We start from the raw sequence: 25,886 nt of genomic DNA on the forward strand, positions 1-25,886 counted from the left end.
CCTACCCCTCCAATTCGAACGGCTTAGGGGCGTGGGTTAATACTTCATAACCATTTTGAGTTATTAAAATATCGTCTTCTATTCGTACACCACCAAAATTCGGAATGTAAATACCAGGTTCAATCGTGATCACATTACCTGCCTCTAATACATGACGGCAATTTTTATTAATAAAGGGCAACTCATGTAAAAACAAGCCAACTCCATGGCCCAACCCTTGCCCTGCCCATTTACCAAAACCAGAGTCATCGAGTACTTGCTGTGAGATGTTTTGTAAGTCTAGACAGTCAACACCTGCTTTGAGTAGGTTGATCGCTGCTTGCTGAGCATTGCTTACGCTTTGATAGATTGCTGATTGTTTCTTTGAAGCTTTACCAAGTACATAACTGCGAGTCATATCAGAGCGGTAACCATTCACCACTGCGCCAAAATCAAGAGTAATAAAATCACCTTTAGATAGAGTACGTTCACTCGGGCTGCCATGAGGCAGTGCACAACGCTCTCCAAACATTAAAATAGTGGCAAACGACATTCCTTCAGAGCCTAGTTTTTGCATTCTGAATTCAAGTTCCAGCGCTAGGTCTCGCTCTGTTACACCTTCTTTAAAATAGGGTAATGTTTGTCTAAGCGCTTCGTCAGCAATGGCTGCAGCCGCTTTTATTTGCTCGACTTCCCAATCATTTTTAACCATGCGTAAACGTTCAACCATACCGGTAACTTGTGTAACTGTATGACTAGTTAACTCACTTGCCACTTGCTGCCAAAGTGCAACATCAATAAAAGCGGCATCAAAACCTAATTGACTATTAGTCGTTAAAAAACGATTTATGCACTGACCTAATGTTTCACTATCACGATCACGGCTGACAACCTCAAAGCCAATAGACTCTTCTTGAGCTCGGCCAAAATAGCGATAATCGGTTATTAGTACACTTTCCTCCGCAGTTATTAACGCGTAAGCAGCATTACCGCTAAAGCCACTTAAGTAACGAATATTTTCATGGCCTAATACGAGTAGCGCTGTTAACCCATTTTTTTTTAATGCCTGCTTTAGTAATTGTTGGCGAGAGGTAAATTGATTTTTCATCGAAATATAAATCCTTGCTTTAGGGGATCATTTGGATCAATTAAAAAAGTATGTTTGCCAGTGACAAAGGCTTCACCGCTCACTCTAGGTATTACTGCATGGGTATCAGCTAACATGCGTTGCGCTTTTAGCTCAACTGAAAATATAGAGCCTAAAATACTCTCTATTTTTATTTGCTGTCCTAATTTAAGCCTGCCTTTTGCAAACTCTAATGCAGCTCTGGCACTCACGCCGGTACCCGTAGGGCTGCGATCTAATTCGCCCTCAGCAAAAATGCAGACATGGCGGCTAAATACAGAATGACTTTTTTGTGAATTTGAATAGAAAATCACCCCATATAAAAAGCTTAATGTATCATCGGTCGGGTGTTTTGGTTGGTACTGGCTATTAACATCCTGCTTAATGATTTTTCCTAAGCTAATAATTTGTTCATGATTGTTGGGCGCCAAACTTACATCCAAAGTATCAGCATCTACAAAAGCATAATAAGCGCCGCCATAAGCAATATCACAATTGACGGCACCAAACAGAGGTATTTCTATTGGCATATCAAGTTTTTCTGCATAACTTGCAACATTATTAAAACAAACACTTATTAGTTGGTTATTTCGAAGAGTAATATACGCCTTGATAAGCCCTGCTGGTGTATCTATACGTAACTCATTAACGCCTTCAATAAAGTTGCAAATGCTGCTATCTTTAGCTGCTGTGGCAAGCGCTATGATAGCGTGACCACACATTGTGCTATAGCCTTCATTATGTAAAAACAGTACGCCAAAATGGCTATCTTTACGTTCAGGTTTTGTGATCAACGCGCCGTACATATCAGCATGACCTCGGGGTTCGAACATCAGTGCTTTACGTAGGTGATCGAATCTTGTTAGGCAATCAGCTCGCTTTTCAATCATGGTTTGCCCTTGTAGTTCAGCAAACCCATCAATGATTATGCGTAAAGGTTCACCGCCGGTATGCATATCAAGAGTATCCACTTGCAGCCAACCATCTTTAGGCTGTTGCCAATGAGAATATAAACTGTTCGTCATAGTTAACCTTAAAATTTATACGAAAAATGCCAAGCAGTTTCCTGCTCAGCATTAAGGCTGTATGGCTCAAATGAGCATGTGCTTAAACATCAAAACAACACACTAATATTACCCTCAGATAAATAGCTTAGTAGGTTGTTTTCAAACAGCTGTTTCACCAGGGAGTTAAAACTCTATACGTGCAACTAAAGACACATAACGCGCGCCTTGACGCCCCGTCACGAGTCCATAGTCTGGATTCAGTTCTAAGCCATTATCACCGTACTGCGCACGCTCTTCATTGATTGACATAGCACTATCACCATCAAATAAGTTATAGACGGTGCCTTTTAAAGTCATATCGGTACCAAAAAAGTCCGTGTTATAAGTCAAAGACATATCGACATTCGTTAACCAAGGTAGGTTTCCTTTGCTACCACGAGGAGCTGGATTACCATTTTCATCGTAATGTGATGCTTGATCATAGTATTGGCTAATACACGCATCCCAAGGATTCCCCTCTGCACAGCTATCTACGCCCGCTGGATGAACTGAGAAGTAACTTTTTGGACGGCCTGATGTAGTGCGGGCAACAAGGCCTATGGTCAGAGCTTCGGTGATGTTATATGCACCACTGAATTTAAATGCATGGCGGTGGTCGTTAGGTAAATTACCGTAGCCGTGATCCATCAAATCGCCATAGTCATAAGAGGTTGTCCAGCCTGGGTCGGCTTGATCATTATCTGTTTTCACAAGCCCTTCGGTGTTACCATAACTATGTGACCAGGTATACGAGGTGTTAATACGTAAATCATCCGTCACATTACCATCTAGAGTAAACTCAAGTGCTAAGTACTTACGATGCGCCTCTGGTAAAGCAAGTTCATCAGCACTTAAATTAACCTCATCAACCTGACCATCACCGTCAAAATCATATGACATTTGAATAGCTTCACCTGGGTTATTCAGCACATAATAAGAGCCTTGACCCACGTTATCGGTAATACCCATTTCAGCCAGTTTTTTAGCTAATACCGGGCCGACATCAGTGTCTTCAACACTGCGTCCAAGGTCACGATAAATCGCGCGTACACCCGCTGACATAGTATCGAACACTTCTTGCTGATAGCCGATAGTAAATTCATCACTGTACATTGGTTTTAATGAAGATGAAGCAATCAATCCTGGTTCAGTAATACCACGCTGACGCCAACGCCTATCTCGTAGCATATCTCCTCTGCTTGGTGAGCCATCAGCCATCAAACTTGGTGCACCGTTTGCGTCTAATTCATCTAACTCAAAATACTCAAACCATTCAATTGAAGCTGATCCTTGGGTGATATTCATGTTCGCAGATACGGGTTGAAAATAGCGTCCATACGTAGCAAAGATCTTAGCACTGCCATCACCCGACACATCATAAATTGCTTGCAAACGCGGTGCTATTTGATTGTCAATATCAACGAAGGCACGCCCATCTGATACCGTGTTTTCAAACTGGCTATAGCGTAGCCCCATGTTAAACACTAAACTATCGGTTGCTTGCCATGAATCATTAATATAAAAAGCGAGTGAAGTTGTATCAGAATCGACTTCGCGACTTCGAACTCGTCTTTCTATAAAATCACTTCCCAAAGGTGCACCTGATACATCATTTTCACCGGCAGTTTTGACCGTCCACCAGCCCTCTGCATCACCAATGCCGTTTTGGCCTTCAAAGTAATCCACTTTTACATTAGTGTAATCGACACCAAACTGGATTGAGTGCATATCTAAATCCCAGTTGAAATCAATTCTTGCTTGGTCGCGCGTGAATTCTTGTTCTGTCACAGACGAGTTTGTATGTTGACTCAAAGTGACAAAGCCATCACGCTCATCCCAAACACCTGGATTTGGTGATGCAACCACATTTTCAACGTTTTCAGTCACTCGCCCAACAACTGCTGAAACAGAAAAAGTATCAGTTAGGTAGCCATTATAATTTAAGCTATATACTTTACCGCCATCTTCCCCTGGTGCATCCACACCTTGTTGCTCACCAATCACATTCTCTTGCCAGCTGTAAACAAAGGTTTTATCGGTCCAAGTGCGCTTATTGTTCATTGCTGAAAAGCCCACTGAGTGATCTTCATTTATAAACCAATCTACTTTAGTGAACCAGCGGTCTTCATCACGCTCAAAATCAGAAAAAGTTGTTTGTCCTGCGCCTGTAGACTCTTCACGGCGAGGTGCGAATAAACCATAAAAAAACAGGGTATCTTCGATAATTGCACCACTAGCCCATAACTGTAGTTCTTTAAAGTCGTAACTACTTTGCTGTGTATTGGTGCTAATTGTGCCATTTTCTTGATAAATAGAATCGTGCTGGCTACGTAAACTATCAGGATCCCAACGTACTTCTGCCCCGAAGTTAAAGTCATTTTCACCGGATTTAGACACTGCATTAACAATACCGCCAAGTGCTCCACCAAATTTAGGACTAACACCCCCTGTTTTCACTTGCGTTTGTGAAATAGCTTCCCATGGCAAGCGAATTGAACCCAGACCTGTACGAATACTGGTTACGTTTAAGCCATTAAAGTAATAACCATTTTCAGCTGCTGACGAACCACCAAAGCTCGATGCACCATTAAAATTTGCGCCGCCCGGAGCCGCAGTGCCTGGAGCTAGTAAAGCGATACTTTCAAATCCTGTGTTTACTGGCATTGCTTTTAATTCAGCATCACTGAATGTTAAACCCGAAGTAGATGAGGCCATATCAACACGGCGAATGGCTGATCCCGTAACAGCAATGCGCTCAATATCGCTACCGGCTTTATATAATTGTGCATCGAGAATAATGGATTGCCCAATCGTCACAGCGACATTTTCTTCTACTAACGGCTCAAAACCTTCTTTGCTTATAGTGACATCATATATCCCAACGGGCACATTGCGCAGTAAATATTCACCATCATTATTGCTGATAATGGTATACACTAAACCTTTACTTTTATGCTTTAAAGTTATTGTTGCCCCAGTTAAATCGTTGCCAGCGTGGGCCACCACATGACCTTTAACAACACTACTACCATCAACTGCTTTTGCTGTAGGGGTCATTATTAATGCAGCTGTTACCGCCGTTGCTAACAGCGATTTAATGCCTATTCCCCGAGTTTGCTTTTTATTATTTGTAAACATGTGAATGTTCCCTTGTTCCTGTTGGTTTTTAATGCCTATCTAACTTAGACAACAAAAAATATACACCTATTACATATTGTATACAATATTAAATATACACAAAATTCACATTTAAAAATAACCAACTGATCTTAATAGTAAAAAAATTTATGAACTTTCGACCCAACAGAAAGGAGCTATTTATGGTGCTAATTGGAATAATAAAAAGAGGGGAAAGGCATCACTTCTTTATTATTGCTGCTGGAAAGCTAAAGCGATGCCTAAAGTTATAAATTAGAGTTTAGTAGCCTGTACTTATTGCCAGATATATTTTTTTAATTACTATTTTCACCTTCTAATTTTATAAGTAATCTTTTTATATCGTTTTTAGCTTTAACAATATGATTTTTTAGAAATTCACAGGCATTTTGACAGTCTTTTTTTCTGCATAACTCGAGTAAAGTACGGTGCTCTTCAGGAGCTTTTGTTAAACCGCCTGCCAATAAAATATGCATACGTACATAGCGCTCTGAGTTTTTGCTGTACATATCAACCAACTCACGGGTTTGTGGGCGCGCGGCGCGGCTGTATAATTTAGCATGAAACTGGCTGTTTAAATCGCCAGTGGCAAGGTGGGTATCGCCGGCATCCATGGCACTTTCAAGCTCAGTTAAAATAAGCTCGGCATCAATTAAGTCTTGATCAGTTAAGCTTTGTATTGAATGTTTTAATAGCTCGGCTTCAAGAAGTGCTCTGAGGTCAAAAATCTCATCAATTTGCGATGCCGAAAGCTGTGTAGCAGTCGCACCTTTATGAGCTTCAAAATTGACTAGTCCTTCGGCTTCTAGTTGTAGCAAAGCTTCACGTACTGGAATCCGACTTACGTTTAGCTCAGTGGCTAATGCTGCTTGACGTAATGGATCTCCCGCTTTTATTTCACCTGAAAGAATTTTTTCACGGATAGCTTCTGCAACAAGCTGAGTTCGAGTTTTATGTTCTATGGCCATAGTAATTTCTATAAATTGCATTTGGTATACATTATACCTATAAAAACACGCATGCCAAGTTAGAATCCTTCACAATAAAGAGATAGCGGGAAATGCAATTTCCACTCCCGCTACAATTAACTAAGACTGATAGCAAATTGGTCGCAAAAATCTCAACATTGCATTTAACCCAACGGAAGTGCTACGTACATCTGTGGAGCTCGGAAATGGTCCACCATGGTTCATTGAGCTACACACTTCTACACCGGTTGGCATTTGATTGTGTATTAAACGCCCTACTTTGTATTGTAGCGCTTCAATGACTTTTTCTGCACTAACGAAATCATCACTACTTCCATGCACACTTGCTGTCAGCTGACCTTCAAGCGCTGCGACTAGTAAACTTAACTGCTCCATGCTTTCATACCGAACCAATAAAGCGGCTGGGCCAAATACTTCTTCACGTAATGCAGGGGTTGCTAAATAGGTATCAACATTACAGGCAAATACATGGGCATTACCATGAAAGTCTTCTGTAAGTGCGCCTTTTGCAATAAGCTCTACGTTTTCGAGCTCACTGCGCTGGCTAACTTGCTTTTTAAAGGTCTTCACAATACCTGGGGTTAATAAAGTATCTGAGGCGGCTGCACTAATGCAGTTGGCTACCTCGGCTTCTAATTCATCACAGCCCGTTGGTACCAGCCATAAACCAGGACTGGTACAAAATTGGCCATTACCCATTAGCATTGATTGGCAAAGAGCTTCAGCCATAGCTTTACCTTCATTTTGCGCTCTATTGGGTAAAACTATTTGTGGGTTTATGCTACCTAGCTCACCATAAAATGGAATTGGTTCTTGGCGTTTCGCTATAGTAGCTTGCAGTAAGTTAGCCACATTAAACGACCCAGTAAAACCGACTGCTTTAATGGCCGGAGCTGCGACTAATTGATGCGAAATATCGTAAACATCACTTTGCAGCACTGAAAATACACCTAGCGGCATATCACATTCTTTAATCGCAGCAAGCGCTGCACGAGCCATTAGCTCCCCTGTGCCTGGATGCGCAGTATGATTTTTAACAATCACTGGGCAGCCTGCTGCAAGTGCGGCGGCGGTATCCCCCCCGAGTGTTGAAAATGCATACGGAAAATTAGACGCACCAAATACAGCTACAGGCCCAAGCGGTAAGTAATTAAGCTCTGTACGAGGTTTAGGTAGTGGCGAGCGATTACTATCAGCTTCATCAATCAGCTTTAAACCTAGTGGTGAATCTGGGTTTTCACGCAGTGCACTGGCAAATGCTTTTAACTGATTAACCGTGCGCATTCGCTCACCTTGTAAGCGTGCCATAGGTAAATTGGTTTCTTGCGCGGTTTGCGTTAGTAAATCATCGCCAAGTGCTAAAATTTGCTCTGCAATACACTCTAAAAAATCTGCACGCTGACTAAAACTCGTTTTTCTGTACTCGATAAAAGCATTATCAGCAGCATCAACTGCCGTATTTAACTGAGTACTCGTTACATTAAAGTAGCGTGTCGATAATGGTTGATTTTTAGCCGGTGAAAAGGCTTGAAATTCACCTTGCTCAGCGCGACCTTGCCATTGTCCGGCAATTAGGCTTTGTCCTGTTAATGTCATGCTTTTCTCCTCGTTAAATTACTTGAAACCCATAGGCATATGGGTCGTCGTCATCTACTGTAATGGTGCTCGTTCCGGTTACCCGAGACCAGCCGCGAATGCTAGGTAAAATAGCAGTTTGACCTGCCACTTCAGACACCTGCTCTATACAGCCAATAAACTGGCTGCCAATATAACTTTCATGAATAAATGCATCGCCTTGCTGCAATAAGCCTTTACTAAACAACTGAGCCATGCGGGCGCTAGTGCCTGTTCCGCATGGTGAGCGGTCAATGGCTTTATCACCATAAAAAACCGCATTAGCGGCGTCAGAACCAGAGTTTTTAGGTATACCTGTCCACAACACATGGCTAGCACCTTGAACGGTAGAATCAAGTGGATGTATACATTGTATTTTGGCGTTAATGGCATCGCGCACTAGGGGGCTGTACTTGAGTATTTGCCCCGCGCTTAAATGTTCAATGCCCTTAAAGTTACCCTGTGGCTCGACAATAATATAAAAGTTACCACCAAAAGCGATATCAACCTTTAACTCACCCAACTCTGTGATATTGATATAAATAGACTGATGCGCCAAATAAGCAGGCACATTATAAATTTTAACCCACTGTACTTTGCCATCCGTCATTTCATAATTGACCTGAACTCGTCCTGCTGGCGTATCCAGTTTTAAAGTACCGGGGGTTTTAGCATGTAGCAAACCATGCTCTAAGGCGAAGGTAACAATACCCATTGTACCGTGGCCACACATGGGTAAGCAGCCGGAAGTTTCTACAAATAAAATGGCTGCATCACCATCTTCGCTAGTAGGTGGGTATAAAAAACCGCCCGACATCATATCGTGACCTCTGGGCTCAAACATGAGCGCTTGACGGATCCAATCATGGTTAGCTAAAAAGTCTTGGCGCTTTTCACTCATGGTATTGCCCTGTAACACAGGATGGCCACTTGTTATAAGCCGCACAGGGTTACCGCAAGTATGGCCATCTATACAAAAAAATGTTCCTTTGCGCATCACTTAATCCAATTTAGGTTTATTTACATCAACACAATACGCTTTCGCAGTATCGTTAAGCGTTGATGAAGAAGTTTTTTCATTTACAACCAGTAGTTTAAAATCTGCTATAGCTTTTACTATAGCGCTGCCAACTAGTTGCCATGTAGAGCTAACTAACTCATCACTATAAAACTGAGCGGCCATTGCTGGGTTTATACCATGCCAATTGGTTTTCATTTGCCTATTCCGAACTGAATTTATGCTTGATATGATAAGTATATTGTATACAATAATCAATATCCTATTTTAATATTAAATTTATAGGTACACACCCTTAAAAGATTACAAATAACAAATTACACATAACTAATTGAAAGTTATAACTAAAAATGACTTAGAAAGAGCTTGTAGAGTTTTTTTCTTACTACTTGTCAGTAAATACAATATCGATTTATTTTTTAAAAAACGTATAGCGTTTTACTTTTATCATCAGGGGAAGGTAGTTTTGGCCAATAAAAAAACACAAAGAGTCGCTGTGATCGGTGCTGGTGTAATTGGTATTTGCACAGCTTTACAGTTACAACAAGCTGGCTTTGCAGTGACGCTATACGATGAAAATGGCCTAGCGCAAGGCTGCTCAAAAGGTAATGCTGGGCACTTTGCCACCGAACAGGTATTTCCTCTAGCGCAGGTAGCATTATTAAAAAAATTACCTGCTATGCTTTTTAACCCATTAGGGCCATTGCGCATTGATTGGCGCTATGCAATAAAAGCACTTCCTTGGTTTTGGCAATTTATTAAAAATATGCCAAGCGCCAAATTCATTTCACATACACGCGCTCTCAAAGCCTTAAATGAACATGCGATCCATGCTTATGAAAGATTATTAGCAAACTATCAGCTTGACCACCTGCTTACTAAACAAGGGAGTTTACTTACCTTTGAAAAAACCCCATTGGTTGATGTGCAGCGCACCTTGGCTATGTACCAAGCACAAGGAATTAAGGTAAAGCTACTTGATGCAAAGCAAGTACATGCTCTAGAGCCCAGTTTATCCGACAAAATAAATCACGCTTTATTATTTGAAGACGTTGCTCATAGTATTGAACCACATTTATTTTGTATCCAATTAGCGCAAAAGTTCAGTTTATTAAAGGGGCAATTTCGTCAACAGAAAGTAGTTGCTATCACGCCTAAAAATGAAGGTTTTATGGTGAGTGATGAACAAGATAGTCTCAATTTCGATAAAGTCGTGATCGCAGCGGGTGCTTGGAGTGCCTCTCTCATCGAGCCGCTTGGATACACAGCACCTTTAGATACCGAGCGTGGTTACCACTGTATGGTTAATATTAACCATGGCCTAACACGGCCCGTAGCTTCTGCTGAACGGAGTCTTATCATGACCCCGATGAGTCAAGGGTTAAGAGTGGCAGGCACAGTGGAGTTTGCGGGTATAAATAGAAAGGCTAACAATAAACGTGCATTAGCTTTACTGCCCCATGCACAAGCGTTATTAGCTAGCCAGCCTCTTAGTGCCACGACTACATGGATGGGCTGTAGGCCATCATTGCCTGACTCATTACCCATAATAGGCCAAGCCCCCAATCACAATAACCTGTACTTTGCCTTTGGTCATCAGCATTTAGGGTTGACACAAGGAGCCATAACTGCCGAGTTAATTACAGATTTGTGTCTCAATAAAGCCCCCTCCATAAATTTAGAGCCATATTCTATAAACCGGTTTATGCGCTAATTCTTTAAAAATTATAATTAAACAAATACATAGGAGAACCTAATGATGACCAAAGGTATTAGTACTCAAACGAAAGAACAAGCACTTGCTAGTCTTTCCAATATGACTCGCGATTTAATTCCCATTCAAGCTGATGAGCATCTAGCCCGTATTGCCCGTGCTCAAGAGTATATGCAAGCCAATAATATTGATGCCATTTACTTAAATGCAGGGACTAACCTTACTTACTTTACGGGTATGCGCTGGTACGCAAGTGAGCGCATGGTCGGTGCTATTTTACCCGCGAAGGGCGAAGTACAATATATAGCCCCTGATTTTGAAATTGGCTCTCTCAATGGCTTTAAAGTTATAGAAGGCCCAATTCGCGGCTGGCTTGAACACGAAAGTCCTTATGCATTATTTGTCAAAGTGCTCACCGAAATGGGCATTGCTGAGAGTGGCACTGTAGGGATTGACGAAAGCGCGCAGTTTTTCATTTTCGATGGCATAAATAAAGCGCAAACAGGCTTAAACCTCGTTAATGCACAGCCTGTTACAGCTCATTGCCGCATGCATAAGTCAGCCAATGAACTAATGCTAATACAGCGTGCGATGGATATGACCTTAAAAGTTCATCAGGCCACAGCTAGCATGCTATATGAGGGTATAAGCACAACTGAGGTAGAAGAATTTATTAAACAAGCGCACAAAAAAGTTGGCGCGCCTGGTAACTACTTTTGCATCGTTTTGTTTGGCCTCGCTACATCATTTCCTCATGGTGTCAAAGAGCCACAAATTCTTAAAAAAGGAGATATGGTTTTAATTGATACTGGCTGTAAAGTACACGACTACTTATCAGATATAACTCGCACTTACGTATTTGGTGAAGCTACAGACCGCCAACGCCAATTTTGGAATTATGAAAAAGCCGCACAAATGGCCGCTTTTGATGCAGCTCAAATAGGTCAAAGTTGTGAGAGTGTCGACAACGCTGCCCGCTCTTACTTAGCAGAGCAAGGCCTTGGCCCTGAGTATCAAACACCTGGCTGCCCACACCGTACCGGTCATGGTATAGGCTTAGACATCCATGAATGGCCTTATTTGGTCGGCGGTGACAAAACATCTCTAGCCGCTGGTATGTGCTTTAGTAATGAGCCAATGCTCGTTGTACCTGGTGAATTTGGTGTGCGTTTAGAGGATCACTTTTATATGACTGAGAATGGTCCAAAGTGGTTCACTGAACCCGCTCATAGCCTCGAAAACCCATTTGGGTTATAAGATAAATATACTCATTGCTGCACGGCGAATACTTACCGTGCAGCTAATTAGTACTTGAAAGAACTAGACAACGAATTAGCCTAACAAGTCCAAAGCTTTAAGCCTCTCTCGTGCTAAAAGATATCTTGCACGAACGTCATCAATTTGCTGTTGAGTTAATTTATTACCGAAAGTACGAAGTCCACCATCCTTATCGTCATGATGAATTCCAAATGCGCACTTAAGGTACTCCATAAGTAGCGGTTGAGCATCCAAGTAAGAGATGGAATTCATAGCCTGAGAAATTTTGTTAGCCTCAGCCCATTCCCCTTTATTTACATACTCCTGCATCGTCACACTCGCTTTTGGAAAGATACAACCTACACCTGTGATCCCGCCACATGCTCCTGCTAGTCCGGCATGCACAGTGACAGTGTCTACACCTGCCAAAATTTTTGCATCTTTGTTTTCTAGCATTATCGTCTCAATGATTGAAACATCTGACGTCGATATTTTTAACGCAGTTACTTCAGGAAGCGCAGCAAGTTTTTTAAGAAGCTCGGTTGAGAGCGCATGGTAGCCAGCTGCATCTGGGTTGTTATAAGGCATAATTGTAATGCCAGCCTCTTTAGCTGCTGTTGCACAAAGCGCATAATATGCATACATATCTTCATCACTAGGTGCTTCTTTGGTTTTTGGTGGCATAACCATGACAGTATCTACGCCAACAGATGCAAGTTGCTTTACAATTTCAGCTATTTCTTCTTTCGTTTCTGCCGCTGCGCCACTGATCAGTGGGACACCATATTCTTTTGCAACATCAGAAAGAGCTTCAAGTAAAGAAAGACGCTGATCAACACTTAGATAACTATTTTCACCTAATGTGCCTGAGCCAACAAGCCCCCCCATTCTACTACCGCCTTTCCCTTGTACTTTTAAAATTTCTGCAGCGTACTTTTTTGTTGTATCAAAATCAATTTCAAGTACCCCAGATTCAGGCTCTTTTAGCCATGTGAATACGGCCGGCATAACTGAAAAGCGCCAATCTGTGTTCGTTGTTTTCATCATATTTCCTGTTGCTTAAAGGTAACTCCTATAAATACTAACACAAATAGAATATTGTATACAATATTCTATTTGTGTTAGTTCTCTTGTGATTTGTGAAGCTTAAGCAGTGGTGATTAATTTATGCCATAGTGTGATTAGTCTGGTGAACTGAATTAAACAGTGTCAATTATTGGCACCATTTACCTTGCTTTTGAGCAATTAGTAATAAGTGTGCTGCGCTCCATGAAAAGTTAGGCGCTCCTTGTTGCTCACCATTAAGCGGATTATAGTTCTCACGTATTGGTGCATTAGAAAGCAAACCATTGGCATGATTTAATAGCTTTTCACTTAGTTGCTGAGCTTGTTTGCAATAACCGTAATGACTCATACCTACTAACCCAAAGTAAGCTTGATCAAGCCATACACGTCCACGCCAATAAATATCCGCACCGAAAGCCGGGTTAGTCAGCGCAGCACTGCCAAGCGGAACGTAAGTATTAAACTCATTGTTATCAAGCATTGTTTTTACCACATCACTGGCCTGTTCCATACTCGCTACTTGATTAAACAACGGTGACCACCCTTCAGGACCTTTGCCTCTTTTTACTAAAGTCCTCCCAGCGCAACCATTCGCTAAGGGGGTATCTGCTATTTCAATGTCGTAGTAGAAGCCTGTATTTTTATCAAACATGCACCGATTGATATAATCCCTTAACTGAGCGGCTTGCCTTAAAAAATAACTTGCTTGGTGCGGTAACTTAAGCTGCTTCGCTATTTTACTTAAATAACGGTTATCAGCAGCCATATAAGAGGCTTGATCCACAGATTCTTGCAATAATGAATACCCAACTAATGTACCTGTATCATTACGATTTTCTGCAAAACCAACGTGCCAGTCACCACGAATCCCGCCGTTTTTTATATAACGATTTAACTGTTGATTATTTATAAAACCAAACACAGCAGCATCATCACGACCAGATTCCCAAGATGCGGCTGTTTGAGCCGGAACTTTAATTTCTAAGGTTGCTTCATCGCTTAGGTAAGTCCTATAGTTTTTTAAGCCACTTTTTGTTCGCCAACCTGCCGAGGTTTTTACTTTAAACAATAACTTACCGTCACGAGTATTATGAGCTTTATCAATAGTGGCACCATACTCAGGCACACCGTTTTTGTTATGATCACGGTTGCGTAACCACCATTCACGATAAGCAACTAGTTTAGGATACATGCGTCTGAGCCACTGAGTATCGCCTGTATTTTCAAACACCTGCCACACAGCCCAAGCTGCCAAGCTTGGCTTAGTATTACGCTCATTCCAATTTGTGCCGTCACCACCGCGTTTTGCACTAAAATTATAGGCCACTAAGTCAGGTATAAATCCAGCATCCCATGGCCTGACAGCATCGTTTGGCGTTATTTGATGCTCAAACACAGCATTCAAATTTTGTTTTGCAAGCTCTGGATTAAATGTTACCAGTGCATATGCCTGCTTGTAACTATCCCAAGGCCAAGTTTGATTACCTGAAAACCAGCGACCGGTCACGGCAGGACTAACGGTATCAAAACCTACTGCACCAGCTTTACTGCGCCAATTTCCAATTAACGTTTCAACACTTTTTACCGCAAGTTTTTGTAGAGCTGGTTGCTTGTTACTAATTGGCTGTGTGGCTTTATTTATATACTCTTGCCAACGTAATTTACTACGTGATAAATAGTGTTCGGGTTGCTTTAAAATTTCATCAATAATCTCTCTTTCACGTACCGCTTCTTGATTATTTAATAAATATGAATAGCTTGTGTAGAATGTACGATTGTTTTTTATGTGCGTTGTGCTTGAGTAACTTAGGTCGTCATGACGTGTTCTAACCGCTAACGTTTTTTTAAGCAATAACTGTGAGCTCCCCGAAGTGAGTATGTGTCCATGCGCCCTTACTTTGCCAAAACTAATCGCAATACTATTGTTGGTGACTTGCCATTGGGGATTTAATTCCGGATAAACCACAAATGGCGAACGCCCCTCTCTTTCAGTGCCATTGTTAGCACGTAAATGGTTTATAAGCTTTCCTGTGAAATGTAATGTAACAGGCTCAGTGGTTTTAATCTGTGTTTTGACTAATGAAGTGCGATTTGTCACAAAGCGCAAAGTAAGTATTATGTTTACCCCGTCACCGCTTAGCTCTTGTACTAACGCGCCGGGTAAGCTGTAAGCCCGCATTGCTAGTTTCACTTTATTGGCCTCGTCAATTTTCTGGCCTTTATAAACAGTCAGCTTTTCCAAATAAGGTGCTATAAAATTTAAATACTCCTCAGTAACAATAGCAGGCCCGGTGAACGCGCCGGCATTTTCATCTGTTGGTAGCAAATGTCCATGCCATGCGCCTAAATCAAAAAGAGGGCTAAAACGTTGGTGGCCGCCTTGCTCAAAGTCCTGCATATAATATGGGCTTCCGGTTCTATCTATTAAGTTTTTATAATCAACCACCTCACTAGCAGCAGCCTCACAATGACTGATTAAAAGCACGGTGATTAAAATAAACAGATTTTTAAAAATCATTTATTTAGCCCTTTTTGTATCGCGCTAATAAATAAAAACCAAATCCGGTAACTAGTGCAATGCCTGCAAATAATAGCCACATGATTTCGGGGGACTTTATCTCTTTGACTAGGTAACCATAACTCCACCCAGACAAAAATCCAGCAAATAAAAAGCCTAATGCCATAGACACAAAGTAATAACCCATAAACATCGCAGCACTGCCTTTTGGAGCTATGCTGGCAACATACTCTTGGCTTTTTGGTGAGGTGAGCATTTCACCAAAAGCAATTAATAATATAACCGTTACCACTACTAAACCTCCCAACTGGCTTAGTAATACCCCCGCACTCATTAATAACAACACTAAAAAAGCACCTGCTGTGACAAGTAAACCGCTTATTAAGACAGATATAACTTTAAAATGCTGACATTTAACACTTACTATTATTTGTAACAGAACAATAGCTGCAAAATCTAAATTAATCAGGTATTCAGGGTTTACCTGTCGGTATTTAAGCCACTGCTGCGCCACTTGCATACTTTGCTCAGCTGAAAAGTTAGAAGCACTAGCTTGTTTAAAAAATAACGCTATTTCAGCAACAGGAACATTGACTTTTAAGTGGACTAACTCTAGACGCACTGCCTCTAAATTTATCTCTTTGACTGGTGTTAGACTTTGAGTAGCAGCCAGTGTTTGCAGTTTGTTACTTAAAGCTTGAATATCAACATAAGCAAAAAAATCCACTGCTGATTGACCAAAGTAACTCAAGAGTGCAACTAAATCTTGAGTATCAATATAGTCACGTATAAACAGAGGTAGAGTATAAAAAAGTTGGTTATATACCGTCCAAAACCCCGTTAATATTGCTAAATATAGTGCAAAACTACGATTGCTAACCCTCACCGGTTGTAGATACCATTTAGACGCTTTTTGCACGCTTACGCACTTATCCCATAACCAGTTCGCAGCTAACCAAATCGTAATTAGCGAAAAAGCTTGAGTATATGTTAACCAGCTAACTCCCCCCGTCATTAAAATAATTACACTGGTAAACAGTAATAATGCGAAACGGCTGTTACCCAAAACATGTTGAGCTTGCTGTAAAACCGCTGCCGCCCCTATGCTGCTACGTAGTTTGCTGCTTGACTCACGGTAAAAGAGCAATGGAATAAAATTAACAACTATCCAAGATGCCGACATAATAAATACCGCATCCCAACTAATAGTCCGTAAATACCCAGCCACTAACGGGCCTATGAAGCCCCCCAAATTAACCATAGTGTAAAAAATACCAAAGCCTAAACCCCGGTTACTGTCGTTAGTGTTTTGACTTATAGTGCCAACTACCACAGGCTTAAAGCAGGATGCACCAAAAGCGACTAACATTAAAATCATAAAGAACGAATTAAAGTCTGTCACTTGACCCAAAAAGTAATAACTCGGCGCCATCACAATAAATGAGCATGTAAACATTTTTTTATAGCCATAGCGATCGGCAAAAGCCCCAGTGATCACAGGTAATAAATATAAAAAAAACGGAATTATCCCCTGTACTGCACCTCGCTCTGCATCACTAAATCCGACCCCCCCTTGTTCAACGGGTGTGGTCATATACACCGATGATACAGCAAAGAAACCATACCAGGCTAAACGCTCAAAAATTTCCATGGTATTAGCCAAATAGAAACCTAACCCAAAGCTACGCCAAGTTTGTTTATTTTTATCGATTCCCTGCTGTGCTGCTGATTGTAATTGTTGGTTATTATTCATAGTTTACTTTTTCAATTAAACACAGTATTTTATATTGCATACAATATACACTTAAAGCAAATAAAATGACAAAAATTATATCTCTCACATTATTAACTTTACTACTCACGGCCTGTCAGCCCACGCCTAATTCTAGTGCGAATAATAATAAGCCTAGTATTGGCAATATAAAAAGCAGCTCAAGTAAAATGCAAGCAAACATTACCGTGCAGGGCTATACCAGCACACTCAATAATATCGATATAGAGTTTTTAGGAAAAAAAATTCCATATACATATAGCGATGGCAAAATAGGAAATAGTCGGGGCTACAACTGGTGGGTAAGTAAGCACTTTGCGCTAAAAAGTGATCTACCTAAAGAAAAAGTCACGCTATACTTAGAGTTACTTGAAATGGCATATCCACATTATGTTGCTTTATTTGGTATGGCTCCCCCTAATATTGAACGCCAACGCATTGCCGTTGTTTATGGTAGTAGTCGATCCCGTGTTCGAGAAGCCATGCTTGATGATGGTTTTTTACGTGGGGTACATAAAACTGCCGGTGGTGAAACCATGTTTTATAACCGTGCCGGATATAATTTCCCCAGCCACCGTGAGCACCACCAGCGCTATATAGTTATTCACGAAACCATGCATGCTTTTCATATGGCATTAAACGGCCATTCAACGTGGGCACCTAATTGGATCACCGAAGGTTTAGCGGATTCGATTGCTCACCATGTTTATGATCCTAAGCAAAAACAACTCACCGTCATGGTATTTGATCGCGCCCCAATGAATTACATTGAAACCGGTTTAAAACAATATTACAGTGCAAATAAACCTACAATTGAAGAAATAAATGACGATCCTGCACTAAAACGTGGACTTAATTTTTTTATAATTCATTACCTTTTAAGCTCTCCTGAACGGGCACAGTACTTTGCTCACTTTATTGAAGAGCTAAGACTAGCGAACCCACACAGCGAAGCCACACTTTCAACAGCTAACTCACTGCTTAAAAGTACTTTTAAAAATTGGTCGGAAATAGAACAAGGTTTTGCTGATTTTGTAGAAAATATCCAGCCTAGCTTCCATATTGTATCAGGACCTTGGGAGCAAGACGGTAACGCTTACTGGCTACGTAATACTCAATCAACGGCGTTATCACGATTAGATATTAATCCCCCCGCAACTGCCAACCACCCAGTCATGGACTTTCCAGCGCCAAAGCCGAGTTCGCTCATTGATGTGGTAAATAAAAACCAAGTGGCCGCGTTAATCGAATTTGAAGCTGCTCAATTACATCGAGGAAACATTGGCATAGCATTACAAGGTAAGCGTAACCAAAAAAACCAAAAATATCGCCGTACTTTTGTTGGTGAAGAGCAGGCAAGTGATGATCAATTGCTGATGCTGGTTGTTGAAGATGGCAGTCACTTAATTATAAATGCACAAAACTACGATAACTTTAAAACAAAGCAAATAGCCCTGACACCTGAGATAAAAGGTGCATTAATTGCAGATAAGAAACTTGCAATAAATCTAACGCTCGAGCAAACACAGTTACGCGTTAACTTACACGCTCAAAGTGACAGTAAAAAAGTAACCCAACAATTTTCTATTCCCCTGAATAAGCAAATGATTTCAACACTTAACAGCGAAAAGATCAGCTTATTAGGTCAAAATAACAACCATAAAATCACCCCGTACTTATTTAACCCTACCCCCACTCGCTTGGTGTCTGTCACAGCAGAGAATGCGCTTACAAACCCTTGGCTTTTTAAAAATTATGCTCTATTAAACCGAGTGTTTAAAACCTGCCAGCAACACGAGAGATTTATACCACAATGCGATCTTGAATTGAGTAATATTTTGGCAAAACTCCCCTCTATTGAGCTGCACGATGAAGCCAGTTCTGAACTAGAGTTCTTGGAAAATCAATATATAGCCACATTAAATAATACTGGTTTTAGTACTCTATCCGGGGTTAAATCTGATATTTATTATCACCAAAAAAGGCCTTTTTTAAGAGTGGTCAATCCAACTGGTTCCCCTTTAGAAATTACTGCACAAGTAACACTCATAGATAGCGCTGATAAGCTAATCAAAACTCATCAGCTCAAACGCAACTTGACTCTAGGAACACATAATATCTCACTGCCAACAGAAATAAATGCTGATAAGATTACTATTGCGCAAACTCTCAAATGGAAGTCGTTAACGCACCAAACTTCGCTCTCCAAACGAGTAACCCCGTTTAATGGCGTTGAGTTAAATATAGTAAAATCGAAAGAGCATGAAGACCATTGGTTAGTAGAGCTTAATTTATCTGGGCCTTATTCTGGAGATACAATTGGTGACATTATTCTAACCTCGACATCATTCGAGCAAGCCACTCCCGCAAAATCTCAACAGAAAAGTGTTGATTTAGCACCTTATGAACAAAAAACATACATCTTCAAAGTAACAAAAACTGACAAACCACAACAGATTTCTGTAAAGGCCATTTTAAATGTTGATGGTGAGCCTATTCGTCTTATTCAAGAGCTAACTTTGTCCTAAGCTTAACAATAGGACAAACGCCACTTTCGAAAGAAAGTGGCTTTAAGCTTCTCTTTAGATAACCATTATTTAGTCCAGCGTTAACTGAGTTGCTTCCTTTCTCTTCATACTCAGCCACCTATGCCCTAATTTAATTACCTTTCAATGTACTCATCAATATTGAAGTTGTCAGCTTTATCGACACTTTTGCAACGTAAGTACAATTGAATGTTTATTTATCAACTTTACATCCAAGTAGTTCAATTTATAAAAAAGATAAAGGGGTGTTTTGACTTTGAAGAAATGAGCCTTTGCATTTGTTTCTTTATAAAAAAAGAGCCACCAGAAAACTGATGACTCCATTATATAAAATACGTGAGATCACGCTTTAAGTTTATATATTAACTAACGACACCCTTGACTGTTAAAGTCGACGACTAAGCTTGCACCAGTGCTATTACCAGCTACTTTTAGGTAGCCCCAATATTCACTCTGGCCTGAAATATAAATACACTCTCCATTTCCGCTATTATTTGACTCAGCCACTTCGTTGTTACCATTTGGCCAACCACTTGCAGCGTAGCTTAGACTTAAATCACCACTACCATTAGCGGTGGTGATCGCAATACCATTTTGGCCTTGAACATCTGCAATGCTAAACCACATAGGATCGCTATTACCTAGACAAATTACTTCGCCATCATTTAAGCGGCCACGGCTTCGGCTGCCTTGACTAGCACACACATCTGGCACGTTAGAAGTCACTTGGGTAAATGATGCTGTTAACTGAACGTTATCAAATGCATTATAACCTCTAACCATCACATGGTATCGGCCTACTTGTGCAGGGTTTATAGCACACGACTCTTCGTTACCACCAATGTAAGGGCGACAATCATATATAGCTTCACTCGGTGCTGCTTCAAAACTTACATATAAATCCGCATCACCTGTACCACCAGTTAAATTAAACATAAGGTCGCTGGCGCCTGAAGGAACATCAAAAGTGAAATATAAAAATTCATCTTGAGCGCCACTGATGTTAATTGGCTGGCTATTCAATAGCACACCATCATCAACACTACTGTCAGCTTCGATAGTTGCTACTGTAGTGACAGTTTGGCTTGCACCTTCATTATCAACCACAGTTAATGTTATGGTGTATTCTCCTGCACTTGTGTAACTATGAGTAGGATTGGCCAGATTTGAACTGCTACCATCGCCAAAGTTCCATTGATAACTGGCGATACTACCATCGCTATCATTACTACCATTACTCGTGAAGCTAATATTGTTATTTTGCATGCCAGAATATGGGCCATTAATTTGTGCTATTGGTGGGGTATTAGTGCTCGTACCTGCCACTAAGTCATCGCACCACTGTACAAATTCATTCTCATAGTTATTGGCCCACTCTACAGTTTTTGATTTATAGGCACTCCAATTACCAGTGCGGGTATGAGCCAACATGGCATCAAGTTCGTTGTTGTGACGTTCAAACATAAAGCGAACAGCTAAGTAACCCCAGCGATAAATTCGATCTTGATCAAATCCATCATAGGTGGTGTCAAAAATTTGCGCTAGTGTATAGCGCGAGCCATCACTAATAGTGGCTTTTGCAGCATCGTTGTTATTTAAATTAGCAACATACTCTGCAACCCCCTCTGACCACCAGACAATATCTTCTGTGGGTGCGTTAAAGTCACCATATAAGTCGAAACGGCCATCTAAATAGTGAACATACTCGTGCTCTAAGTTCCATACATAGTGCTCTGCATTGGCATAACTTGCTTCATATGCTACGAAATTAGCTTGGTTACCAACTACAGATGGGGCACCTTCTAAATACATACCGCCATTGTTAGTATCTATACCAAAGATAGCACCTGCGTACTTGCTATAATCGTCACTACTGTCAAAAATATTTACTTGTAAAAAGTTATTGTTGTCATCAGCTACAGGGGTGTTATTTGTGGCTAGCTTATTATGAAAAAGCCCTTCTTCAGCGCCCATAGCATCACATGCTGCTGCATGTTGAATAGCCGTCATATTTTGCGAGCGAATTTTTATAGTACTACTACAGCTATAATTTTGTGACAACACTTGTTGAGTTAGTTCATCAACAAAGCCACAAATACCGTAGTCATTACAATCTGCGTAATAACTTACAGAATCAGCTGCTGCAAGCCATACTGCATCACCATAACCAAAACTGTTATAGGTGCTAAAAATAGCTTTCAAACCAGTATCAACACTTGCTTGTATTGGCGTGCCTGAATATTGTTTTAAACGAGCTAGTTCACTGGCAGCGTTAACAATTAAGTATTGTGCATCTGAGTCTATCATCCACTGCTTTTGAGTAAATGCGCTTAGCTTAGCAACTAAGTCAGTATCAGTGCCGATAGCGGTTACAAATGCATCATTCCACTGGCCACGATAAAGTAGCGTGAAAATACCATTAACAGCACTACGCATATTCCATTTTGCAGCATAACTCTCATTGAAGCGCGTTAACCACTGCTTTACCACGTTTAAGTAACGATGCTGCTGCTCAGCACTATCCATAGTTATGATAACTTCAGCAAGTGTTTTACCGTGTCCATCATTATCATCATAAAAGTGGCTATTGTTTACAAATGCATCTATAGCATCAACTACTGCAGGCTGTACCCAAGAACTAAAATTCACGTCACCGTTGTAAAACTCAACATAAAAACCCGCACGCAAATATAAAAACAGCGCTTCTAAGTCAACATCTCCACCTCCAGCATAAGTCTGTGAGAGTGACTTAGCATGATTTGCAACGGCATACATGTTATCTGAACTGTAAACTTGACTCTGAATAGAGGATGGCGCACTAAATAGTTCATTAATACAACTAGTACCTTGGCTTTTAAGTTCAGTGATAATTGTACTAGTGCTTGCACTTGCCATCGCAGCTAAATCACAACTGACAACGGCGGCTTGGCTGCGCATCATAAATTGATTAAGTTGTTGTGGCTGCTTTTGCAACTCAGCTATAGGGGCTTTTTCATTATTTTGGTGATCTACACCGTGATAATGTGTGCGCTCAACTTCTGCATTTTTTGGTGTAAACAAGCGCTCTTGCAGGTTAGCTGATTGAGCTAAAGAGCTTGCTCCAAGTATAGGTAGCGCCAGAATTAATGTTTTAATTTTCATAATTTACCTTTGATAATTATTGTTTTCTCAATCCAACTCGAAAAGAGAAATACTTTTGTAACATTAAATTATCATTGTATACAATATATTTTATATTTAAATAACAGTGTAAGTAGCTCCTGTTGATGGTTTGACGAAAGAAATAAGGTCTGAAGTTAATCTATATTTCAACTAAGAAAACAAAGTCATTAAATATTTAGGATGAGAAGTATGGCTAGAAAGGACAAAGCTGTAGATATGCGTAAATGTAAATACACTCTAAATTTAAGATAAACTTTTATTACGCAAAAGTAACGAAATTGTCAGCTCTTAAAATTAAAATAGTTTTAAGTTGGCCACACTCAGGTCATCATTTGTTTAGATATTAGTATTTACTATCTAGAAAAGGAAAGGGACCAAATGGCGCTCTCGGTAGGGATCGAACCTACAACTTAGCCTCCGGAGGGCCACGTGATATCCATTTCACCACGAGAGCACATTTGTTGCCTCCACATCAACTCGCGATATCAATGCTTTAGCATGCGCAATAATAAAGGCATCTTTGTATAAATACCAGCATGATTCGTTTACATGTCTATAATTTGAGCTAATCACTTAACAAAAGGTAAAAAAAGCGCTATTTATTTATATCCTATAAAAAACAGTAACGCTTTAGACACATATTATCTATTATTGTCACTGGACGGAAAGATTAAATACGAGGAAGTAATTATGAAGATAATGTCAACAGAACAAGTTGCTGAGTTTTTAGGAGTTAAAGTCGAGCGAGTTAAACGCCTTGCTCGAGAAAGCCTATTAATCGCTAAATCAGAAGATGATAACGGCGAAAAGCAATTTGACGCTGATGAAGTAGCAAAATACAAAGAGCTTGCGGAACGCTTTGGCGGACTTTAACCCTCCATTAAAGCAATAAGCTCATCCAGTTGCGCGCGCAATACAACAACCTGATTGTTTATAGCGCGTTGCTCATACCAACCTATACATAACAGTAAATAAACTAACTGATAGCAATTGAGTTTGTGCATAGATAAATAAAATTGTTCTGATAGGGTGTGCGTTTTGTAATTGTTAAGCAGAGCCTGCTTGCCTGAAGCATCTAATTTAAAACTAACCGCTAACGCAGCAAGATCAAAATACACATCATTTGTTTGAGCATACTCAAAATCGATTAAATAAACACCTTTCGGGTTTACCACGATATTTTCTTTGACTAAGTCGTTATGGCAAAAGCCGCTATCTACGGGCATGTTGGCTATGCTTTTTAATGTCTTGTTTATGAGCTTTTCATACTGTTTAAACACTAATAAATGCTGATAGGCTTGCAATTCCAAAGCTATATTCATTGCCTCATTATTAGTTGTATACGCATGAAGCTTAACAAGTTTAGTCAGTAGCGGCATCGCCAAATAAGACTCTGCAACCTCTCCCTCTATATAGTTAAAAGCTGCGCGCTTATTTTGCTTATCGAGCCATATGGGGGCAGAGCAAACTTGTTGTTTACTGAGCTCATACTGAGCATGTAACCCTACTTGTGGCCAATACGATTTATAACACTTTAATAAATAAGCTTGGCTGTCAGTACGGATCAAAAAGTTATCGTTGCTTAGACCGTTAACCAAATACTCTGTTGCGGTTATTGTGCTCGGTACTAAAAACGCGCTACAAATATTAACTAACTGAGAATGCTGATTCATAGATTAAAGTTGCGCCATGGGCTTGGCTTGGCTTTGCTCGTATTCTTCGTACCACGTTTTAAACCCCCATGCTGCCATAACGGTATAAAATACAAATAAAACAAGGGTTGGGTAATAGCCTTTTTCATAGTACAAATACATAGAGGCCGCATCAATGACTATCCAATAGAGCCAATTTTCTAGTACTTTTTTAGCTACCAGATACGTAGTAACCACAGCAAAGCAAGTTGTGAAACTATCAAGATAGGCAAAATCTGCATGCGTATAGTTTTGCATTACATAGCCAATTGCTAATGACACTAATGTAGTGAGTACAATTAAAATAATATGTCGGTTTACCGGCCAGGATGTAATTAGTCGCTGCGCTTGATTAGTCTTGCCTTTGCGCCACACGACCCAACCAAACACCGCCATATACATATAATAAAAGTTTAGTAACGACTCCATTAGCAGCGCGCCATTCCAATACATAATGGTATAAATAAGCGTACTAAAAAAAGCCGCAGGCCAGCACCATAAGTTCTCTTTAATGGCCAGTAATAAATACGCCATCGACAAAGCAACCGCAATATATTCCCAATGCGACATAGCAGTAAAACCACTGAGTATTTGCGTTACAAAATCCATCATTATAAAACGACCGTGTTTGTTAAGAGGTTATTCGGGAGATAAATCGCCCGAAATAAATTTACACACAAATATAGCTTTACCAAATTGCTCATATGAATGTTTAATTTCTGTGCTGATCACTTGCATAACTAGATCATAATCACCAAATATTTGGGTTGACATCGTATTCGTGATCACTTTGAGTTCTTCGTAAGCATTAACTCTGTCGATAAAGCCTTTAATAAAAGGAATGTAATCTTGGTGGAGCGGGTATTTACTGATCTCTACTGATAATTTCATTTCAAACTCACCTTTTTAATTATTTGATTTCAACTAATCATTCAACGCAACTTAAATACAGTGTAAAATTACACTAACACTCAATTTAAATGAGCTCATTATGGCACGCAGAATTACCTACACTTTTAAAAATCAACCGCGCGAAATTAACTTCGCCAAAGATAAATACCACGATATGTATCAGGCTATTGCGGCTGCCGAAGGTATCGATTTAACTAACTACTTAAACATGGTACGCCAAATTGAAATGACCTCTAAAGGGTCATCGGCTGTGCGTAACTTTCGTGATCAAGAATTTGCTCGCATGGGCTTTAGCGATATTTACTTTATAAAAGAGTAACGA

Annotated in this window: 19 protein-coding genes and 1 tRNA gene; 5 read left to right on the forward strand and 15 right to left on the reverse strand. The window is 40.3% G+C overall.

The window, feature by feature from the left end:
* Position 1: 1 nt before the first annotated feature.
* The 7 genes from BG00_RS00980 to BG00_RS01010 form a co-directional block, all read right to left on the reverse strand.
* Positions 2-1,087, reverse strand: coding sequence for a M24 family metallopeptidase (locus BG00_RS00980; protein ID WP_036980015.1), 1,086 nt, complete (start codon positions 1,085-1,087; stop codon positions 2-4).
* Positions 1,084-2,130 (reverse strand): proline racemase family protein, encoded by a 1,047-nt coding sequence (locus BG00_RS00985; RefSeq protein ID WP_036980018.1) that lies wholly within the window; start codon positions 2,128-2,130, stop codon positions 1,084-1,086. The genes BG00_RS00980 and BG00_RS00985 overlap by 4 nt, the downstream gene beginning before the upstream one ends.
* 165 nt (positions 2,131-2,295) lie before the next feature.
* Entirely contained in the window at positions 2,296-5,289 is a 2,994-nt protein-coding gene (locus tag BG00_RS00990) for a TonB-dependent receptor (RefSeq protein WP_036980020.1), read from the reverse strand.
* Positions 5,290-5,603: 314 nt separating this feature from the next.
* A complete protein-coding gene (locus tag BG00_RS00995; protein ID WP_036983306.1) occupies positions 5,604-6,275 on the reverse strand; it encodes a GntR family transcriptional regulator in 672 nt (223 codons plus the stop codon).
* 120 nt (positions 6,276-6,395) lie between these two features.
* Positions 6,396-7,892 carry an aldehyde dehydrogenase (NADP(+)) gene (locus BG00_RS01000; RefSeq protein WP_036980022.1) on the reverse strand — a complete coding sequence of 499 codons (1,497 nt, stop codon included), beginning with the start codon at positions 7,890-7,892 and terminating at the stop codon, positions 6,396-6,398.
* Positions 7,893-7,905: 13 nt separating this feature from the next.
* Complete coding sequence (locus BG00_RS01005) at positions 7,906-8,907, reverse strand: 4-hydroxyproline epimerase (RefSeq protein ID WP_036980025.1); 1,002 nt, start codon at positions 8,905-8,907, stop codon at positions 7,906-7,908.
* A 3-nt stretch (positions 8,908-8,910) separates the two neighbouring features.
* On the reverse strand, positions 8,911-9,126 hold the full coding sequence (locus tag BG00_RS01010; protein ID WP_036980028.1) for a hypothetical protein: 216 nt from the start codon (positions 9,124-9,126) through the stop codon (positions 8,911-8,913).
* A gap of 268 nt (positions 9,127-9,394) precedes the next feature.
* Between BG00_RS01010 and BG00_RS01015 the strand changes: the two genes are divergently transcribed.
* Positions 9,395-10,642, forward strand: a complete 1,248-nt coding sequence (locus tag BG00_RS01015) for an NAD(P)/FAD-dependent oxidoreductase (RefSeq protein WP_036980031.1) — start codon at positions 9,395-9,397, stop codon at positions 10,640-10,642.
* 42 nt (positions 10,643-10,684) lie between these two features.
* The gene (locus tag BG00_RS01020) at positions 10,685-11,899 is read left to right on the forward strand and encodes a M24 family metallopeptidase (protein WP_036980034.1); all 1,215 of its coding nucleotides are present in this window, start codon (positions 10,685-10,687) and stop codon (positions 11,897-11,899) included.
* Between the two features lie 75 nt (positions 11,900-11,974).
* Here the strand turns inward: BG00_RS01020 and BG00_RS01025 are convergent, their stop codons facing one another.
* The 3 genes from BG00_RS01025 to BG00_RS01035 all read right to left on the reverse strand — a co-directional run bounded on the left by BG00_RS01025 (position 11,975) and on the right by BG00_RS01035 (position 17,235).
* Positions 11,975-12,943, reverse strand: a complete 969-nt coding sequence (locus BG00_RS01025) for a dihydrodipicolinate synthase family protein (RefSeq protein ID WP_036980036.1) — start codon at positions 12,941-12,943, stop codon at positions 11,975-11,977.
* 169 nt (positions 12,944-13,112) lie between these two features.
* Positions 13,113-15,482: an alpha-glucosidase gene (gene ygjK, locus BG00_RS01030; protein WP_036980038.1), complete on the reverse strand. Its 2,370-nt coding sequence runs from the start codon at positions 15,480-15,482 to the stop codon at positions 13,113-13,115.
* A gap of 4 nt (positions 15,483-15,486) precedes the next feature.
* Positions 15,487-17,235 (reverse strand): MFS transporter, encoded by a 1,749-nt coding sequence (locus tag BG00_RS01035; RefSeq protein WP_036980041.1) that lies wholly within the window; start codon positions 17,233-17,235, stop codon positions 15,487-15,489.
* A 65-nt stretch (positions 17,236-17,300) separates the two neighbouring features.
* Here BG00_RS01035 and BG00_RS01040 point away from each other — a divergent pair, with 65 nt between their 5' ends.
* Positions 17,301-19,781 (forward strand): hypothetical protein, encoded by a 2,481-nt coding sequence (locus BG00_RS01040; RefSeq protein ID WP_036980044.1) that lies wholly within the window; start codon positions 17,301-17,303, stop codon positions 19,779-19,781.
* Positions 19,782-20,165: 384 nt separating this feature from the next.
* Here BG00_RS01040 and BG00_RS01045 read toward each other — a convergent pair whose 3' ends face one another.
* Positions 20,166-22,940, reverse strand: a complete 2,775-nt coding sequence (locus BG00_RS01045) for a collagenase (RefSeq protein ID WP_036980046.1) — start codon at positions 22,938-22,940, stop codon at positions 20,166-20,168.
* A 400-nt stretch (positions 22,941-23,340) separates the two neighbouring features.
* Positions 23,341-23,415, reverse strand: a tRNA-Arg gene (locus tag BG00_RS01050).
* A 236-nt stretch (positions 23,416-23,651) separates the two neighbouring features.
* Between BG00_RS01050 and BG00_RS01055 the strand changes: the two genes are divergently transcribed.
* The gene (locus BG00_RS01055) at positions 23,652-23,834 is read left to right on the forward strand and encodes a hypothetical protein (protein WP_036980049.1); all 183 of its coding nucleotides are present in this window, start codon (positions 23,652-23,654) and stop codon (positions 23,832-23,834) included.
* Here BG00_RS01055 and BG00_RS01060 read toward each other — a convergent pair.
* From BG00_RS01060 to BG00_RS01070, 3 genes are read right to left on the reverse strand one after another with little or no spacing between them, the layout of a single operon-like run.
* On the reverse strand, positions 23,831-24,634 hold the full coding sequence (locus BG00_RS01060) for a phosphotransferase family protein (protein ID WP_036980052.1): 804 nt from the start codon (positions 24,632-24,634) through the stop codon (positions 23,831-23,833). The two genes, BG00_RS01055 and BG00_RS01060, sit on opposite strands and share 4 nt — an antisense overlap.
* A gap of 3 nt (positions 24,635-24,637) precedes the next feature.
* Positions 24,638-25,261 carry a nicotinamide riboside transporter PnuC gene (gene pnuC, locus BG00_RS01065; protein ID WP_036983308.1) on the reverse strand — a complete coding sequence of 208 codons (624 nt, stop codon included), beginning with the start codon at positions 25,259-25,261 and terminating at the stop codon, positions 24,638-24,640.
* Between the two features lie 30 nt (positions 25,262-25,291).
* Positions 25,292-25,543, reverse strand: coding sequence for a hypothetical protein (locus BG00_RS01070; RefSeq protein ID WP_008110382.1), 252 nt, complete (start codon positions 25,541-25,543; stop codon positions 25,292-25,294).
* Positions 25,544-25,643: 100 nt separating this feature from the next.
* Between BG00_RS01070 and BG00_RS01075 the strand changes: the two genes are divergently transcribed.
* The gene (locus BG00_RS01075) at positions 25,644-25,883 is read left to right on the forward strand and encodes a DUF2960 domain-containing protein (protein WP_004588463.1); all 240 of its coding nucleotides are present in this window, start codon (positions 25,644-25,646) and stop codon (positions 25,881-25,883) included.
* Positions 25,884-25,886: the final 3 nt, after the last annotated feature.

The sequence above is a fragment of the Pseudoalteromonas sp. SCSIO_11900 genome, assembly GCF_000576475.1.
Taxonomy (GTDB): Bacteria; Pseudomonadota; Gammaproteobacteria; order Enterobacterales; family Alteromonadaceae; genus Pseudoalteromonas; species Pseudoalteromonas tetraodonis.